Source organism: Caballeronia sp. INML2 (assembly GCF_023631365.1).
In the GTDB taxonomy this organism is placed as follows: Bacteria; Pseudomonadota; Gammaproteobacteria; order Burkholderiales; family Burkholderiaceae; genus Caballeronia; species Caballeronia turbans.
On the sequence record NZ_JALQDH010000048.1, the window covers coordinates 24,316 to 39,836 of the forward strand.

The following is a 15,521-nucleotide window of genomic DNA, read 5'->3' on the forward strand; positions in this document are numbered from 1 at the left end:
GCGCGAGCCATCAACTACGGAGACGAGTGCCGCAATGAATGCATCCCCCACGTCCACCCCTTATGCCACCGAACAGCGCATCGCCGCCGACACGCTGCACGCCTATGTCCGCGCGATCTGGGAATCAGCCGGCAGCGCGCCGCGCGAGGCGGAACTGGTCGCGGACCACCTCGTGATGTCGAATCTGTCGGGTCACGATTCGCACGGCGTCGGGATGATCCCGCGCTACGTCGCGTCGCTCGGCGAGGGCCAGTTGAAGCTCAACACGCACGCCCAAATCGTGCGCGATGCGGGCGCCGTGCTGACCGTCGATGGCCGCAAGGGCTTCGGGCAAGTGGTCGCCTACGAAGCGATGGAACATGGAATCGAGCGCGCGAAGAAGCTCGGTGTGTGCGCGGTGGGCTTGCGCAATGCGCATCACATCGGGCGCATCGGTCATTGGGCGGAGCAGTGCGCGAAGGCGGGGCTCGTGTCTTTCCACTTCGTGAACGTCGCGGGCGATCCGCTCGTGGCACCCTTCGGCGGCATCGACCGGCGTTTCGGCACGAACCCGTTCTGCGCAGCCTATCCGCGCGAGGGCAAGAGCCCGCTCGTGCTCGACTTCGCGACCGCCGGCATCGCTTACGGCAAGACGCGGGTGGCGTACAACAAGGGCGTGAAGGTCGCGCCGGGCATGCTGCTGGATCACGAAGGCAAGCCGACCATCGAACCGAAGGTGATGCACGAAGAGCCGTTCGGTTCGCTCACGGCGTTCGGACTGCACAAGGGTTCGGGCCTCGCCGCGTTGTGCGAGATTTTCGGCGGGGCGCTCTCGGGCGGCTATACGACGCACGAGGAGACGCTGGAGAAGTCGAGCGCGATCATCAACTGCATGACCTCGGTGATCGTCGATCCGAACGCGTTCGATGCCCCCGCCGCGCAGGCCGAGGCCGAAGCGTTCCTCGAATGGATGAAGGCTTCGCCGCGGGCGGCGGGCGTGGACGCGATCTACGCGCCGGGCGAGCCGGAGGAGGCGCGTCGCGCGGACCGCACGGCGAACGGCATCGCAATCGATCCGACGACGTGGAAGCAGATCCGCGATTCCGCGACGAAGTCGGGCATGCCGGAAGCGGATATCGAGAAGTTTGCGGCTGCGCTGAAGTAACGCGTGATGTCGCACGCGCGGCAAATTGGTCAAGCCAATTTGCCGCGTCATCGGCGATCAGGCGGCCATGTCGTCATCGATCCATTTGATGACGGACGTGCGTTTCGGCTGCCAGCCGAGCGTCTCGCGCGTGCGCTTGCTGCGCACGCGGCTGTTCGAGCCGAGACCGTACGACGCCATTTCATAACCCCATTCCTTGATCGCTTCCTCGAGCGGCCAGTCTTCCGGCCCACGCAGTTCGAGGGCGCGGGCCATGGCGGCCGTCATGTCGCGGAACTGCGCCTCGCCGCTTTCGACGAAGTAGAAAGTGCCCGCCGGCGATTTTTCGAGCGCGAGGCGGTAGATATCGACGACATCGTCGATATGCACGTTCGACCAGATGTTCAGGCCGCGTCCCACGTGGCGCACGATGCCGCTCTTCTTCGCCTGACGCTCCAGTCGCGGCAACTGCACGCTTGCCGTATTCGGGACGGCGCCGTGGCCGTAAATCAATGTGTTGCAGAGCACGGTCGAGCGCACGCCGCGTTTTGCGGCATCGAGCACCAGTGTGTCGATCGCCACGCGCGGCGCCTTGTCGGGCGTCGGCTCGGGCAGGTCGTCCTCGGAGTAGATTTTGTCCGATGCCTCGCCGCCCGACGCATCGCCGACGATGCTCGATCCGCTCGTATGCAGGAACGGCTTGTTCGTGCCTTCGAGCGCGCCGATCAGCGCCTGGACGGCGCCGCGATGATCGCTGCTCGCGGCGTTGATGACAGCATCGGCGGCGCGCGCCTCGGCGGTCAGCAAGTCGGTGTCGTCCAGGCTGCCGATCACCGGTTCGATGTTCAGGCGCTTCAGGTCCTCGGCCTGTTCCGTGCGCCGGATAAGACCGCGCACCCGATGACCGTCACGCGCGAGGCCCGCCGCGATCGAACCGCCGATAAACCCGCCCGCGCCAGTGATGAAAATGTTCATGTTTGTGCTCCGTTGAATGTTCGAACTACGATGAGCACAGTATGAGCCGCTTGGACTCTCGCAAAAAGAGCGATAGTCTCAAATGAAACTTGACTCCGAATCAATAATCCGCCGTCGACGCCCATCTCACCGTTTGTCACTCCACCCGAACCGACGATGCCTCCGATCGAAACCATCAACGCTCCCGGCCTGCCGATTCCGGCGGGACACTACAGCCACGCGACCCGCGCCGGCAATCTCGTGTGCGTGTCCGGCCAGTTGCCTATCCGTCCAGACGGCACGCATACGGGCGATCTCCCGTTCGAAGAGCAGGCTGAACAGACTCTTTCGAATCTGCGCACCGTGCTCGAAGCGGCAGGCGCGAGTCTCGCAGACTGCATCGAAGTGACCGTGTATCTCGTCGGCGTCGATCATTGGAAAGCGTTCAACGAAATCTACGCGCGCCACTTCGGCGCGTGGAAACCGGCGCGCGCCGTCGTGCCGGTCGGCGCGCTGCACTACGGCTATTTGCTGGAGATCTCGGCGCGGGCCTGGATCGAGCGCGGCTAGCCGCTACGCAAGGTCCAGCGATTTCGTCAGGTCGCCGAGCGGCGCCTGGCCGTTCGCGGCGAAGGCACGATCCCGTGAGGCCACGCCGTCGAGCGGTGCCAGGTCATGCACGCGCGAGATGAAGCGCAAGATCGAGTTCGTGTCGTACACGGTGTGATCGACGTAGCCCTTCTTCGCGAACGGGGAGATCACGAGCGCCGGAATGCGCGAGCCCGGGCCCCAGCGATCGCCCTTCGGCGGCGAGACATGGTCCCACCAGCCGCCGTTCTCGTCGACGGTGACGATCACCACCGTGTTTTCCCACTGCGGCCCGCGCTGGATGTGCTCGATCACGTTCGAGATATGCCGGTCGCCGGAAGCGACATCCGCATAGCCCGCGTGCATGTTGAGATTGCCTTGCGGCTTGTAAAAGGTGACGGCGGGGAGGCGGCCCGCGTCGATGTCGGCGAGCAGCTTGTTCGTCGATGGATCGTCGCCCAGACCCGCGTCGCGCAGATGCTGAGTGCGCGCGGCGGTGCCCGGTGCGTAGTTCGCGAAGTAGTTGAACGGTTGATGGTGATACTGGAAGTCCGGCACCGCGCCGGTGTCCCGGTGCTCGAGCGCGTATTGCCAGGCGCCGCTGTACCACGCCCAGTCGATGTTCCTGTCCGACAGGCGATCGCCGATGGTCGCGTAAGTCTGCGGCGGCAACACGAGCGCGTTCGCCCGGTCCGCGTAACGCGGATCGCCACCTTGCGGGGGCGGCACATTGCTCGGCTGATAGGGCGGGAACATGGTGTTGACCGCATAGCCATCGGCGGTGAGCGCCCCGTCGCGCACGAACTTCGGCGGACCTTCGAGCGCCGATTTCGGCGAATCGGGCGCGAGTTTGAGGCGCGATCCGGTGGGGTCGTCGCCTTCGATCACTGCAAGCAACTTTGCCGCCGGACTGCCTTTCGCGTCCGGATAGAAGGGCGCCTGCGCCGAGATCAGGAAAATATGGTTCAGCCACGAGCCGCCGAATGCCGACATGAAAAAGTTGTCGCAGAGCGTGTATTGCTGCGCGAGCCCCCACAGCTTCAGCGTCTCAGGCGAGTTCTGGTAATGGCCCATCACGAGGCCGCCCGAGTCGCCCCACGCCGCGAACTGATTATTACGACCCGCGTTGATCTGCATCTGGTTCTGATAAAACCGGTGGACCAGATCCCGCGTGATGACCGAATTGGGAAGCGGCGCCCCGTTCGCGTCCATGATCTGGAAGGGCGCGTTGCGCAGACCGGTGATCTGCTGCTCGGAAATCGCAAAGCGCTTGCCGCCGACTTCCTGCGCTTGCGGCACGAGCCCGCCCCAGATTTTCGGGAGCGTGGGCATGGGCGTGAGGCCGTCGCGATCGAGTTGCGTGTACTGCGACGCGGGCACGGCTGAGAGCGGATATTGCACGCCCGGATAATTGCCGTAGAGATTGGTGAAGCTGCGGTTCTCCGCGTAAATCACGACGATGTGCTGAACCTTCGCCGTGAGCGTGCGGTCGAGTGCGACATCGGCTGCGGTTTTAGGCGTGGACGGCTTGTTTTCGAACAGGTTGCACCCGCCGAGCGACAGTCCTGCGAGACCCACGCCAGCCGCAAGCAGCCGCCGCCGCGCGGGGTCCGCCGGCGCGTCGCCGGCTGGCGTATCGATGCTGGAGGGAAGCTCGTTCTGCGGATGGTCCTTCTCATTCATCGCCTGACTCCTCGTGAACATGCCGCACACGTCCCATGACGCGCGCCCGCATTATCGACGCCGAAAGATGACGCGCCCATTACCCGGCGCCCCGGCCTGGCCGCTATGCTGCTCGCGGCTCAACTGAGTGGGCATGATGCCGCATCGCCCCGCAGCGCGAAACCCGGCCAAACGGCATAGGAGAAAAACAGGAACATTGTGCGAATCGGCCTATGTCGTTCGGCCGACTGGAAAGCGCGAAGCAGCGTGACTAACATCAACTGAACACGAGCTTTGCTCCGACGAGTACCAGCGTCGCGGCAAGCACGTGACGCAGCAGCGCTTCGGGCGCCCTCGAGGAGAGCATGCTGCCGATGGCAATGCCCGGAATCGAACCCACGAGGAGCGAGGCGAGCAGGGCCCAGTCGACCGAGCCGAGCATCCAGTGGCCGGCGCCGGCAATCAGCGTGAGCGGCACCGCGTGGGCCACATCGGAGCCGACGATGCGCACCGTCGCGAGACGCGGATACAGCAGAAGCAGCACGGTCACCCCGATCGCGCCCGCGCCCACGGACGTAATCGAAACCAGGACACCGAGAATCGCGCCGGTGAGAACCGTCCAGGCGGCGGTGCGCACGGGGTGCTCGGGCCGGCCACGTCCCTTCTTGTACGCGAAGCGGGCGAGTTGCGGCCGAAAGACCAACGAAATGGCGGTGATGAGTAGCGCCGTACCGAGTATCAGCTGGATGAGCCGCGCGGTGTCGCGCGATTCAATGCCGTGCGCGTGCAGGAAATACAGTGTGATGGCCGCCGCCGGCACGCTGCCCGCGGCGAGACGGCCGGTGATGCGCCAGTCGACCGAACCCTTGATGCCGTGCACGAGCGTACCGGCGGTCTTGGTCGCGGCCGCGTAGAGCAGGTCGGTGCCGACGGCGGTCGCCGGGTGGATGCCGAACAGCAGGACGAGCAGCGGTGTCATTAGCGAACCGCCGCCCACGCCCGTCAGGCCGACGAGAAAGCCCACCGCGAGCCCCGAAGCAGAATAAAGTAAGTCGATATGCGGAAATGACATTGCGCGCGGAGAACCCGTCAGGCGTGGGTGGGTCGAAAAGCCGTCGATGATAGCGGGTAAGCGGCTCACTTGCTGCATGAGAGCGATGCCCGACCGGGCGGTCGCGGCGTGCCGGGAGCTTCGAACGCGTTCCAGAGCGGCTCAGGAAAACCCTTCAGAACACTTTCAGGAAGGCGCAATGAATACACAGGAACAGTCGCAAGAGCAGCAACAGCAACAACAATCGCAGGAGTCGCAGCCACGGCTCACGGATGACGCGTTCATCCCGACCGAGCATGCCAACATGCCGAGCGAACGCCAGTTCGTCCTGAAATCCGGCAACACATTCGCTGTCTACGACGCGAACGGCGACATCCGTGGCGGCGATGACGGCCTTTTCGTCAACGACACGCGGGTGCTTTCGGAGCTCGTGCTGACGTTCGGCGGACGCGCGCCGTCGCTGCTTTCCGGCAGCGTGTCGAGCGACAACGCGGTTTTCACGGCGCATCTGACCAACCGCCCGCTTCCGCCGATAGGCGGGGCCCAAACGCCGGAAGGCGTGATTCACGTCGAGCGCAAGCGTGTGCTGTCCGGGCACGTGCTGCACGAGAGCATCGTGCTCACGAATTACGGCACCGAGCCGTCCACCGTGCCGCTTTCGATCTCCTTCGCGGCGGACTTTCTCGACATGTTCGAGGTGCGCGGCGCGAAACGCGGCAAGCGCGGCGCGTTGCGGCCGCCGATGGTCGAGAACGGTGAGGTCGTGTTGCGCTATATCGGCCTGGACGAAGTGGAGCGCACGGCGCGCATCCAGTTCACGCCCGCGCCGGACGTGCTGTCGCCCACGCGCGCTGACTACGCGTTGCATATTCAGTCGGAGACCGCGATCTCGGTGTATTTGTCAGTGACGGCGGTCACGCATGCGCTTTCGGATGCCAGCGAGGAAAGCAAGCGCAACGCTGCCGAAGCTGCCGAATGCGCGCCGGAGTCGGGCCGCCCGGCGATTCGCGAGGCGCTCGTCGAAGCGCATCGGCGCATGCGCGACAGACGCCGCGCGAGCGCGCGCGTGCGTTCCAGCAATCCGCTTTTCAGTGAATGGATCGACCGTTCGTTCGCCGATCTCGGCCTGCTCACGACCGACCTCGAAACCGGCCCCTATCCCTACGCGGGTATTCCGTGGTTCTCGACGGCGTTCGGCCGTGACGCGATCATCACCTCGCTGCAAATGCTCTGGCTGCAACCCACGCTCGGGCGCGGCGTGCTGCGCTTTCTCGCCGCTCATCAGGCCCGCGAGGACTCGGCGTTCCGCGATGCCGAAATCGGCAAGATCATGCACGAGACACGCAAGAGCGAGATGGCGGCGACCGGCGAGGTGCCCTTCGCGCTTTATTACGGCGGCGTGGACAGCACGCCGCTCTTCATCGTGCTGGCGGGCGCCTATGCCGAGCGCACCGGCGACGGCGCACTGATCGACGAAATATGGCCGGCGCTGCAACTCGCGGCGCAATGGGTCGCGCGCCATTGCGACAAGAATCCGTACGGTCTGCTTGATTATCAGCGCGCATCGGAGAACGGTCTCGCGAATCAAGGCTGGAAGGACAGCCAGGATTCCGTGTTCCACGCGGACGGGAAATTCCCGGTTGGACCGATCTCGCTCGTCGAAGTGCAAGCGTATGCGTCGACGGCCTTTTCAACGATGGCGCGCCTCGCCAGCGAGCGCGGCGAAGACGAAAGTGCGCGTGAGTTCGAGCGCCGCGCGCGCCACATTCGCGAGCGCGTCGAGGAGATGTACTGGATGCCGGAGATGGACTTCTACGGCATCGCGCTCGACGGCAAGGGGGAGTTGTGCCGCGTGCTGTCGTCGAATGCGGGGCATCTGCTCGCATTCGATCTCGTCGATCGCAAGCGCGGCGAGGCCGTTGCACGTCAGCTCGAATCGACGCTCTTTCACACCGGCTGGGGCGTGCGCACGCTGGCGGCGGGGCAACCGCGCTTCAATCCGATGTCGTATCACAACGGCTCCGTATGGCCGCACGACACTGCATTGTGCGCACGCGGTCTCGCGCGTTACGGCGACCGCGGTGCGGCGGTGGGCCTGCTGCAAGCGTTGTTCGAGGCCGCCGTCACCTTCGATATGCGTCTGCCTGAGCTGTTCTGCGGATTCACGCGGCAGCGCGGCGAACGGCCGATCGCTTATCCGGTCGCCTGTCTGCCTCAGGCGTGGGCGGCGGGCGCGCCTTTCATGGTGCTGGAGGCGTGCCTTGGCATGACCGTCGATGCCGTCAACGATGAAGTGCGCATCGACCGGCCGGCGTTGCCCGAAGGCATCGACTGGCTGGAAATCGGCGATCTGCGTCTCGGCGACAAGACGGCGACGATCACGTTCCGGCGCGTCGGCGGGCAGGTGATTCCGTCGGTGGAAGGGGACGTGCGCGTGGTTGCGGTGCTCTGATGCGGCAAGCGCACAGCGCCATGATGGCGCTGTGCGCGCGATGACCGGTTAAACCGCCACGCTGCCGACGTAATTCTCCGCGAGCGCGGTAGCGGCCGCGCGCGACGTCGTCACGTGCTCCAGTTCGGCTACCTGCAGACGCTGCTCGAAGGGGGACGTGTCGTCGAGCTTGTGCAGCATGCGAGTCATCCACCACGAGAAATGCTCGGCGCGCCAGACGCGCTTGAGCGCCGTCTCGGTGTAACGCGCAAGCTTCTCGGTACCGCCTTCCTTGTAGAAGTCTTCGAGTGCGGCGTTCAGCACGCGCACGTCCGACACCGCGAGGTTCAGGCCCTTCGCGCCGGTCGGCGGCACGATGTGGGCGGCGTCGCCCGCGAGGAAGAGCTTGCCCGACTGCATCGGCGTGGACACGAAGCTGCGCATCCCGACGATGTTCTTCTGGAAGATCTTGCCTTCGGTGATCTGCCAGCCATCGGCGCTATCGACGCGTGCGTGCAACTCGGCCCAGATGCGGTCGTCGGACCAGGCGTCGACCGTATCTTTCGGATCGCACTGGAAGTACATGCGTTGCACGCCCGGCGAGCGCGTGCTGATGAGCGCGAAGCCCCGGTCGTGCCGTGCATAGATGAGCTCGTCGGAAGAAGGCGGCGCTTCGACCAGAATGCCGAACCAGCCGAACGGATAGATGCGCTGATAGTCCTGCCGGACTGCCTCGGGAATCGACTGGCGCGCGACGCCCTGCGAGCCGTCGCAGCCAATGATGAAGTCGCATTCCAGCTCTTCGTCGCGGCCTTCGTGCTGATACTTGATGCGCGGCTTGCGATCGCTGCCGTCCTGGAAATCGTGCAGCGACACGTTCGACACGTTGAACTTCAGCTCCCCGTTCGCCGCGAGTCGCGCCGCAACCAGATCCTTGATGACTTCGTGCTGCGCATACACCGTGATCGAATGACCGGTCAGCTCCGTCAGCGCAATGCGGCGGCGCTGACCTTCGAACGCGAGTTCGAACCCGTGATGCAGCGCGCCTTCGGCCTGCATGCGCGCGCCGAGACCGGCTTGATTGAGCGTGTCCATCGTGCCTTGTTCGAGCACGCCGGCACGGATCGTCGATTCGATGGCGTCCTGGCTGCGCGCTTCGAGCACGACCGATTCGATGCCGCGCAGATGCAGCAGATGAGAAAGAAGAAGCCCGGCGGGGCCCGCGCCGACGATGCCGACTTGAGTACGCATGTTGTCTCCGTGAGGCAGTGGTGATGTTGTGCGTACAGTGTCGGCAGAGCGGCCTTATGCCGCAACGCGATACGGAGGATAGGGTCTATCTGGTTTCGAGATAAAGGGCCGAAAATGGGCGTAATCCGCCAGATTTACGGGTAAATCCCTACGACACGCGGACGGCCAGGAGGGCCGTCCGCATGTCGGTCAATCTCACTCGGCCGACTGCTCCTTCAACTGGTTGCGCCTATATTCGCCCTGCCGCGTGAGCATCCAGCCCGGGTATTCCGAGGGCAACTGGCTGACTTCGTCGAGCGCCGCGAGTTCGTCGTCGTTGAGCCGGACTTTCGTCGCCGCGATGTTGTCGTCGAGCTGTTCGATGCGTTTCGCGCCGATGATCACGCTCGAGACGACCTTCTGATGCAGCAGCCATGCGAGCGCGATTTGCGCGACCGACACGCCCTTGGCCTCGGCCATGCGCCGCATCACGTCGACGCAGTCATACGCGCGCTCGACGTTGACCGGCGGGAAATCGAACTTGGTGCGCCGGCTGCCTTCTTCCTTCGCGCCTTCCCGGGTGTACTTGCCCGAGAGCAGGCCGCCCCCGAGCGGACTCCAGACCATCAGGCCGACGCTCTCGCTTTGCAAGAGCGGCACGATCTCGCGCTCGAGATCACGGCCGGCGATCGTGTAATACGCTTGCAGCGACTCGAAGCGCGCAAGACCCAGCCGCTCCGAGATACCGAGCGCCTTCATGATTTGCCACGCCGCCCAGTTCGACACGCCGATATAGCGCACATGGCCATGCTGCACGAGATTGTCGAGCGCGCGCAGCGTTTCCTCGATCGGCGTCGCCGGATCGAAACCGTGAATCTGGTACAGATCGACGTGATCCAGTTGCAAGCGCTTCAGGCTCGCTTTCACCCCGTCGATGATGTGATAGCGCGACGCGCCGCGCGAGTTCGTCCCCTTCGTCCCGGTCTCGCCGAGGATCTTCGTCGCGACGACTACGTTCTCGCGCGGCACCTTCAGGTTTTTCAGCGCCTGACCGGTGATGATTTCCGACTGGCCGTCGGCATAGACGTCGGCGGTGTCGATGAAATTGATGCCCGCATCGAGTGAGCGGCCGATCAGCTTGTCCGCGTCCGCCTGCTGCAACTGGCCGATGTTGTCCCAGATTCCGCCCGTTCCGCCGCCGAACGTCATCGTGCCCAGGCACAGTTCAGAGACGAAAAGACCGGTATTGCCGAATTTCCTGTAGCGCATGGTTGCTCCCGAATGACTGGAAAGGCGCGGCATCGCCCGAACTGCGCAAGCGATCCGGCCGGCAATGCAGTATCGTCCTGGCGCGCGGCCGGTTCATAGCCTGATCCTGTTCAATCCTTGCCTGTTCCTGCAAACGCTGCGGTCGCTCGCAAGCAATCACGCGCCCGCGCGAGTAAGCTAGCCAGAGTTCTCCCTATCTCGAAATCGTCCTTTCATCATGGCCCTGAACGACACCCCCGGCCTCGCCGGAAAAGACAGTCACGACCAGCCGAAGGAGATGCGCCACGTCGGCGCGGCCGATCCCGGGCTGGATCAGGCGCGGCTCGATCTCGTCGCGTTGCTCGACCGCTTCACCGCCGGTTGCGAAGGCTCCGTCGAAACGCCGGTGCCGGGGCTAGCCCTGCATCGCATCATGAATCCGGGCGGACCGAAGCACGGCATCCAGACGCCCGCGCTCGCGCTGATTGCGCAGGGCAGCAAGCGTCTCATGGTCGGCGACGAAGTCTATATCTACGATCCGATGCACTATCTGGTGTCGTCGGTGGATCTGCCCGTGTGCGGACAGGTGTCGGTGGCGAGCGAGTCGGAGCCGTATCTCGGCATGCGGCTCGAACTCGACGTCGAGGAAATCACGTCGCTGATCCAGGACGAGAATCTGCCGCCCGCGACGCAGGCCGACGCCTCGCGCGGTCTCTATGTGAACCGCCTCGGCAACTCGATGCTCGACGCGGTGCTGCGCCTCCTGCGTCTCGTCGATACGCCTGAAGACGTGCCGATCCTCGCACCGCTCGTGAAGCGCGAGATTCTCTATCGCCTGCTGATGAACGGCTCGGGCGCGCGGCTGCGCCAGATTGCGCTGCAGGACAGTCAGACCCAGCGTATCGCGAAGGCCATCCAGTTGCTGCGCCAGCACTTCGATCAGCCGCTGCGTGTCGAGGACATTGCGCGGGACGTCCACATGAGCGTGTCGTCGCTGCATCACCATTTCAAGGCCGTCACGGCGATGAGCCCGTTGCAATATCAGAAGCAGTTGCGGCTTCAGGAGGCGCGCCGCCTGATGATGCTCGATATCGTCGATGCCGCCACGGCCGCGCATCGCGTGGGCTATGAAAGCGCCTCGCAGTTCAGCCGCGAGTACAGCCGGCTCTTCGGCGCGCCGCCGCTGCGCGACACGCGTCGCTGGCGCGATGCGACCGCCGCCGCGGTCGGCGCCTGAGCGCCGGTTTCGCGGCCCGCTGCGAAATTTCGATGAATCTCTGGCAAGGCGCGCGCGAATGGTCTTGAATGGATTGCCGACTGGCGATGCGACGGCGCTGCCGCATCGGTTTATTTCATCGTCCGCGGAATAGTGCAGCGCTTCCGAACGTTCTACGGATACTTCTACAAAAAGGGAAAGATGAAATGAAGAAGCGCATCCAGATGTTCGCCGCTGCCGCAACAGTCGTCACCGCGTTCGCTTCGCTTGCTTCATCCGCCTATGCTGCGGTGCCGAAGGAAGCGAACGGCATGTTCGTCGATGAAAACGGCATGACGCTCTACACCTTCGACAAGGACACGAAAGGCGGCGCGAGCGCCTGCACCGGCGGCTGCGCGCAGGCGTGGCCGGCGGCGATGGCGAGCGACGCCGACAAGCCGAGCGGCAAATGGACCATGGAAGCCGCCGACGGCGGAAAGCAGTGGGCCTACGATGGCAAGCGCGTCTATCGCTTCGCGAAAGACACGAAGCCCGGCGACAAGAACGGGGATAACTTCCGCGACGTCTGGCACGTCGTGAAGCCCTGAACGTCGCGTTTCGCGCAACGCACGCGCAACAAACTTGGGAAGCGGCCGGCTCGCGGAATAAATCGGCGAGCCTGCCGGTCTATGAATCAACAGGTAACGATCATGAAACGATCGATCGGAGTGACGGCGCTCCTGATCGTGCTCAGCCTTGCGCTGGGCGCGGCGGGTTGCGCGAGCGGTACGCAAAGTGCGCCGAATTCGTCGGGGGCGCCGAGCGGGCCGGCCGGCGGAGGCAGCTACTGATGGCGAACGCCTCTGACGCTTGCGTCACGCGCGCGGGCGCACGGCCTTGAGCTTCGAGAGCGACCTTCTCGCGCATCTGCCCCAGCTGCGCCGCTACGCGCGCGGGCTGACGGGCGATCGCGCGTGGGCGGACGATCTCGTTCAGGACGCGACCGAGCGCGCGCTCAATCGCGCCAAATCGTTTCATGCCGGCACGAATTTGCGCGCATGGTTATTCACGATCATGCGCAACCTGTATATCGATCAGCTGCGCGGCCGACGCGATATTGCAGTGGACGATGAAACCGCGCCCTGGCGGCAGATGGCCGCGCCGCGCGGTGAAGTCGACGGCCTCGTGCTGCGCGACGTGCAGCGCGCGCTCTACTGTCTGCCCGTCGAGCAGCGTGAAGTGATGCTGCTCGTGTGCGTCGAGGAAATGAGTTATCAGGAGGCATCCGTGGTGTTGAACGTGCCGACCGGAACCGTGATGTCGCGCTTGTCGAGAGCGCGGGAGCACATGCGTGTTCTGCTCGGCGAAGAACCCGGCCGCAAGACGTCGCCGTCGTCACTGAAAGTGGTGAGCCGATCATGAGCAGCCAAGACCGTCCACCCGAAGGCGGCGACCGTATGGGACCTCCCAGGCCGGATCGCGATCTGCAGGCGTTGTCCGCCTTCATCGACGAAGAACTCCAGGGCGACGAACGCGACGCCGTGGCGCAGCGCATCGCGGCAGATCCGGCGAGCGAGGCGACCGCCGCCGCATATCGCGCGCAGGACAACGCGTTGCGCGCGCTCTTCGCCGATCAGGGCGAGCCGCAGGTCGTGCGTTTGCGGCCGCCCGCGCGCGAGCGTTATCTGATCGCGGCGTGCTTTCTGGTCGTCGGGGTCGCGTGCGGATTCCTGATGCACATGCTCCTGCCCTCGCTCGGCGAGAGTGCGCGCTTCGCGGAGCGGGCGGATATCGCCTATGCCGTGTACGCGCCCGAGCAGCGGCATGCGGTGGAGGTGGCCGCGTCGCAACAGGATCATCTCGTTACGTGGCTGTCGAAGCGGTTGAATCGCGCGGTGACGATTCCGTCGCTGGCCGAATACGGCTTTCAGCTCGTCGGCGGGCGCCTGTTGCCTGACGAGGAGGGCCCGGCCGCGCAGTTCATGTATCAGAACGCCACCGGCGAGCGGCTCACGCTCTATATGACGACGGCGACGATCAGGCGCAACGACAGCAAGATCAGAAGCCTCAAGGACGGGCAGCGCACGACGTTCTACTGGGCGTGGGATCGCGTCGGCTATGCGCTCTCGGGTCAGATCGGCGAGGCGAAGCTGCAGGCGATTGCGTATGACACATGCAAGGAGCTCGGCGGCGATCCCAAAAACTGGTGAACCGGCGAACGATGCAAAAGGCCGCAGCGATTTTTTTTTCGCTGCGGCCTTTTTTTATGGCTGGAACCGCTTAGTAGTAGCGATGCGGAGGCGGCGCGACATGATGATGGCGCTCCCATTCGTGGCGCTGCCAATAGCGATGGCCGTCCCAGTAGCGGTCACCGTGCCAGCCGACCGTCACGCGATGCGGCGGATTGTGGTGCACCTCGGCGGATGCGACGTTTGCGAGGCCCATGCCCAGCGCGGCAGCAAGGGAAGCGATCAGCAGGCTCTTCTTCGTCTTGTTCATCATGATATTTGCTCCTTGGTCGTTGCTTGCAGTCGAAACCGCGAGTCATGAGGTAGCAGTTTCGTTGTAATTCAGCGCGTCTTGCGCGAGGGCTCAGTCGCGGTAGTAATCGTGATGATGGTGATACCCGCCACCGTCCGGCACGACGATGCAGCCCGAAAGCGCGCTACTCAGCAACACGCCCAACGCTGCAAGGATCGCTAGTTTCTTCATGGCTTTCTCCGTGTGAATCCATGGAGATCAATTTAGCGGTTCGCAAAATGACAAGCCGTGTTCGTTTGTAAGCAAACGTGTAACCTGAAATATTTGCCACGGGCGCCTGTAAAGACGCTGCAGCGCGCGTCTCGCCGTTGCGCGCGAAGGGACGGCGCGCTATCCTGAACTCCGATTCACAATGTCGGAATGGATATGTCTCACATCAGCACGGGCGTCGAGTACGCGCTGCACTGCATGCTCTATCTCGCAGAGCCGCCGCACGGCGTGCGCGAGGCGAGCGTGCGCGATCTCGCGGAATTGCAGGGCGTGCCCGCGGAGTACGTCGCGAAGCTGTTCACGAAGCTGCACAAGGCGGGGCTCGTCGTCGCGACGGAAGGTGCGCGCGGGGGCTTTGCGCTTGCGCGGCCGTCGAAGGAAATCAGCGTGCTCGATGTCGTCGACGCGATCGACGGCGACAAGCCGCTCTTCGACTGCCGGGAGATTCGAGCGCGCTGCGCAGTGTTCGGCGACGACGCGCCGCCCTGGGCGACGAGCGGTGTCTGCGCCGTTCACGCGGTGATGAAAAACGCGGAGAAGCGCATGCGCGAGGCGCTCGCGGCGGACCGGCTAGCGGATCTCGCGGGACGCGTGCATGCCAAGGCGCCGCGCACTTTCGGACCGCAGGTCGTCAAGTGGCTCGACGAGCGCACCAGCCAGCGGCGCGCGGCGAAGGACTAGAGAGCTCAGCGAACGATCTTCGGTTTGATGTTCGGCGTGAGCGAAACGCCGACCACGCGACCATCGCGCACGCCGCAGCGGCTGTCCACGCGCGTCCACTGCGCCTTGCCGCGCGCCTTCGCGAACGCGCGCATCACGATGACCTTGTCGACCGGAATCGGGTCGCCGACACTGAAGATCGGAGTATCGTCGTCGATCTTTGCGGAGAGCACGCGCCGGTCGGGCACGATGAGCGTGTCGTACTTCGGCGCGTTCTCCACCCAGCGGTCGAACGCAGCGACGCATTGCGCGACGGCATCGGGCACGTGGAGCTTCGTCAGATACGAGTAATCCTCGGGCAGGTCCGGCGTCTCCTGCGCCTGGACGAGCTGAAACATCGACGCGGACAGCGCGAGCGCGAGCAATGCGGGAGCAAGAATGGTCTTCATGCGATGGGCGATCAAAAGGGACGACAGAGACGTTCGGCAGAGCGCGGATCGCGTGAACGGCGCTGTGAGTGCGGTGCGCGCGCCTGCGCAGGAATGGCGCGAAGTATACCGTGTGAAGTTTTGTGACGTCGAGCACATCGCGCATGTCGAATGCTGATCGAAAGCCTTGTGCGGCGCGT

16 protein-coding genes are annotated in these 15,521 nt (G+C 64.4%); 9 read left to right on the forward strand and 7 right to left on the reverse strand.

Going from position 1 to position 15,521, the window contains the following annotated elements:
• Window positions 1–34 precede the first annotated feature (34 nt).
• Window positions 35–1,144, forward strand: a complete 1,110-nt coding sequence (locus tag NCT32_RS17160) for a malate/lactate/ureidoglycolate dehydrogenase (protein ID WP_061115835.1) — start codon at window positions 35–37, stop codon at window positions 1,142–1,144.
• 57 nt (window positions 1,145–1,201) lie between these two features.
• On the opposite strand, the gene NCT32_RS17165 is transcribed toward NCT32_RS17160, so the two are convergent.
• Window positions 1,202–2,098 (reverse strand): NAD-dependent epimerase/dehydratase family protein, encoded by an 897-nt coding sequence (locus NCT32_RS17165; RefSeq protein WP_061115834.1) that lies wholly within the window; start codon window positions 2,096–2,098, stop codon window positions 1,202–1,204.
• 156 nt (window positions 2,099–2,254) lie between these two features.
• Here NCT32_RS17165 and NCT32_RS17170 point away from each other — a divergent pair, with 156 nt between their 5' ends.
• Window positions 2,255–2,647 (forward strand): RidA family protein, encoded by a 393-nt coding sequence (locus tag NCT32_RS17170; RefSeq protein WP_061115833.1) that lies wholly within the window; start codon window positions 2,255–2,257, stop codon window positions 2,645–2,647.
• A 3-nt stretch (window positions 2,648–2,650) separates the two neighbouring features.
• On the opposite strand, the gene NCT32_RS17175 is transcribed toward NCT32_RS17170, so the two are convergent.
• Window positions 2,651–4,348, reverse strand: a complete 1,698-nt coding sequence (locus NCT32_RS17175; RefSeq protein WP_061115832.1) for an acid phosphatase — start codon at window positions 4,346–4,348, stop codon at window positions 2,651–2,653.
• 256 nt (window positions 4,349–4,604) lie between these two features.
• Window positions 4,605–5,399 (reverse strand): sulfite exporter TauE/SafE family protein, encoded by a 795-nt coding sequence (locus NCT32_RS17180; protein ID WP_061115831.1) that lies wholly within the window; start codon window positions 5,397–5,399, stop codon window positions 4,605–4,607.
• Window positions 5,400–5,577: 178 nt separating this feature from the next.
• On the opposite strand from NCT32_RS17180, the gene NCT32_RS17185 reads away from it, so the two are divergent.
• The gene (locus NCT32_RS17185; RefSeq protein WP_061115830.1) at window positions 5,578–7,830 is read left to right on the forward strand and encodes an amylo-alpha-1,6-glucosidase; all 2,253 of its coding nucleotides are present in this window, start codon (window positions 5,578–5,580) and stop codon (window positions 7,828–7,830) included.
• A gap of 48 nt (window positions 7,831–7,878) precedes the next feature.
• On the opposite strand, the gene NCT32_RS17190 is transcribed toward NCT32_RS17185, so the two are convergent.
• Complete coding sequence (locus NCT32_RS17190; RefSeq protein ID WP_061115829.1) at window positions 7,879–9,060, reverse strand: 4-hydroxybenzoate 3-monooxygenase; 1,182 nt, start codon at window positions 9,058–9,060, stop codon at window positions 7,879–7,881.
• 195 nt (window positions 9,061–9,255) lie between these two features.
• On the reverse strand, window positions 9,256–10,308 hold the full coding sequence (locus NCT32_RS17195; RefSeq protein WP_250490455.1) for an aldo/keto reductase: 1,053 nt from the start codon (window positions 10,306–10,308) through the stop codon (window positions 9,256–9,258).
• A gap of 217 nt (window positions 10,309–10,525) precedes the next feature.
• Between NCT32_RS17195 and NCT32_RS17200 the strand changes: the two genes are divergently transcribed.
• The 5 genes from NCT32_RS17200 to NCT32_RS17220 all read left to right on the forward strand — a co-directional run bounded on the left by NCT32_RS17200 (window position 10,526) and on the right by NCT32_RS17220 (window position 13,692).
• Complete coding sequence (locus tag NCT32_RS17200; protein ID WP_250477416.1) at window positions 10,526–11,524, forward strand: AraC family transcriptional regulator; 999 nt, start codon at window positions 10,526–10,528, stop codon at window positions 11,522–11,524.
• A 185-nt stretch (window positions 11,525–11,709) separates the two neighbouring features.
• Entirely contained in the window at window positions 11,710–12,090 is a 381-nt protein-coding gene (locus NCT32_RS17205; protein WP_061115827.1) for a hypothetical protein, read from the forward strand.
• Between the two features lie 102 nt (window positions 12,091–12,192).
• Window positions 12,193–12,333 carry a hypothetical protein gene (locus NCT32_RS17210; RefSeq protein ID WP_250477417.1) on the forward strand — a complete coding sequence of 47 codons (141 nt, stop codon included), beginning with the start codon at window positions 12,193–12,195 and terminating at the stop codon, window positions 12,331–12,333.
• A 46-nt stretch (window positions 12,334–12,379) separates the two neighbouring features.
• Entirely contained in the window at window positions 12,380–12,904 is a 525-nt protein-coding gene (locus tag NCT32_RS17215) for an RNA polymerase sigma factor (protein WP_061116093.1), read from the forward strand.
• 35 nt (window positions 12,905–12,939) lie between these two features.
• The gene (locus NCT32_RS17220) at window positions 12,940–13,692 is read left to right on the forward strand and encodes an anti-sigma factor (protein WP_061115826.1); all 753 of its coding nucleotides are present in this window, start codon (window positions 12,940–12,942) and stop codon (window positions 13,690–13,692) included.
• A 70-nt stretch (window positions 13,693–13,762) separates the two neighbouring features.
• Here the strand turns inward: NCT32_RS17220 and NCT32_RS17225 are convergent, their stop codons facing one another.
• Entirely contained in the window at window positions 13,763–13,981 is a 219-nt protein-coding gene (locus NCT32_RS17225; protein WP_061116092.1) for a hypothetical protein, read from the reverse strand.
• A gap of 408 nt (window positions 13,982–14,389) precedes the next feature.
• Here NCT32_RS17225 and NCT32_RS17230 point away from each other — a divergent pair, with 408 nt between their 5' ends.
• On the forward strand, window positions 14,390–14,914 hold the full coding sequence (locus NCT32_RS17230; protein ID WP_061116091.1) for an Rrf2 family transcriptional regulator: 525 nt from the start codon (window positions 14,390–14,392) through the stop codon (window positions 14,912–14,914).
• Between the two features lie 5 nt (window positions 14,915–14,919).
• On the opposite strand, the gene NCT32_RS17235 is transcribed toward NCT32_RS17230, so the two are convergent.
• The gene (locus NCT32_RS17235) at window positions 14,920–15,342 is read right to left on the reverse strand and encodes a BspC domain-containing protein (RefSeq protein WP_061115825.1); all 423 of its coding nucleotides are present in this window, start codon (window positions 15,340–15,342) and stop codon (window positions 14,920–14,922) included.
• Between the last annotated feature and the right edge of the window lie 179 nt (window positions 15,343–15,521).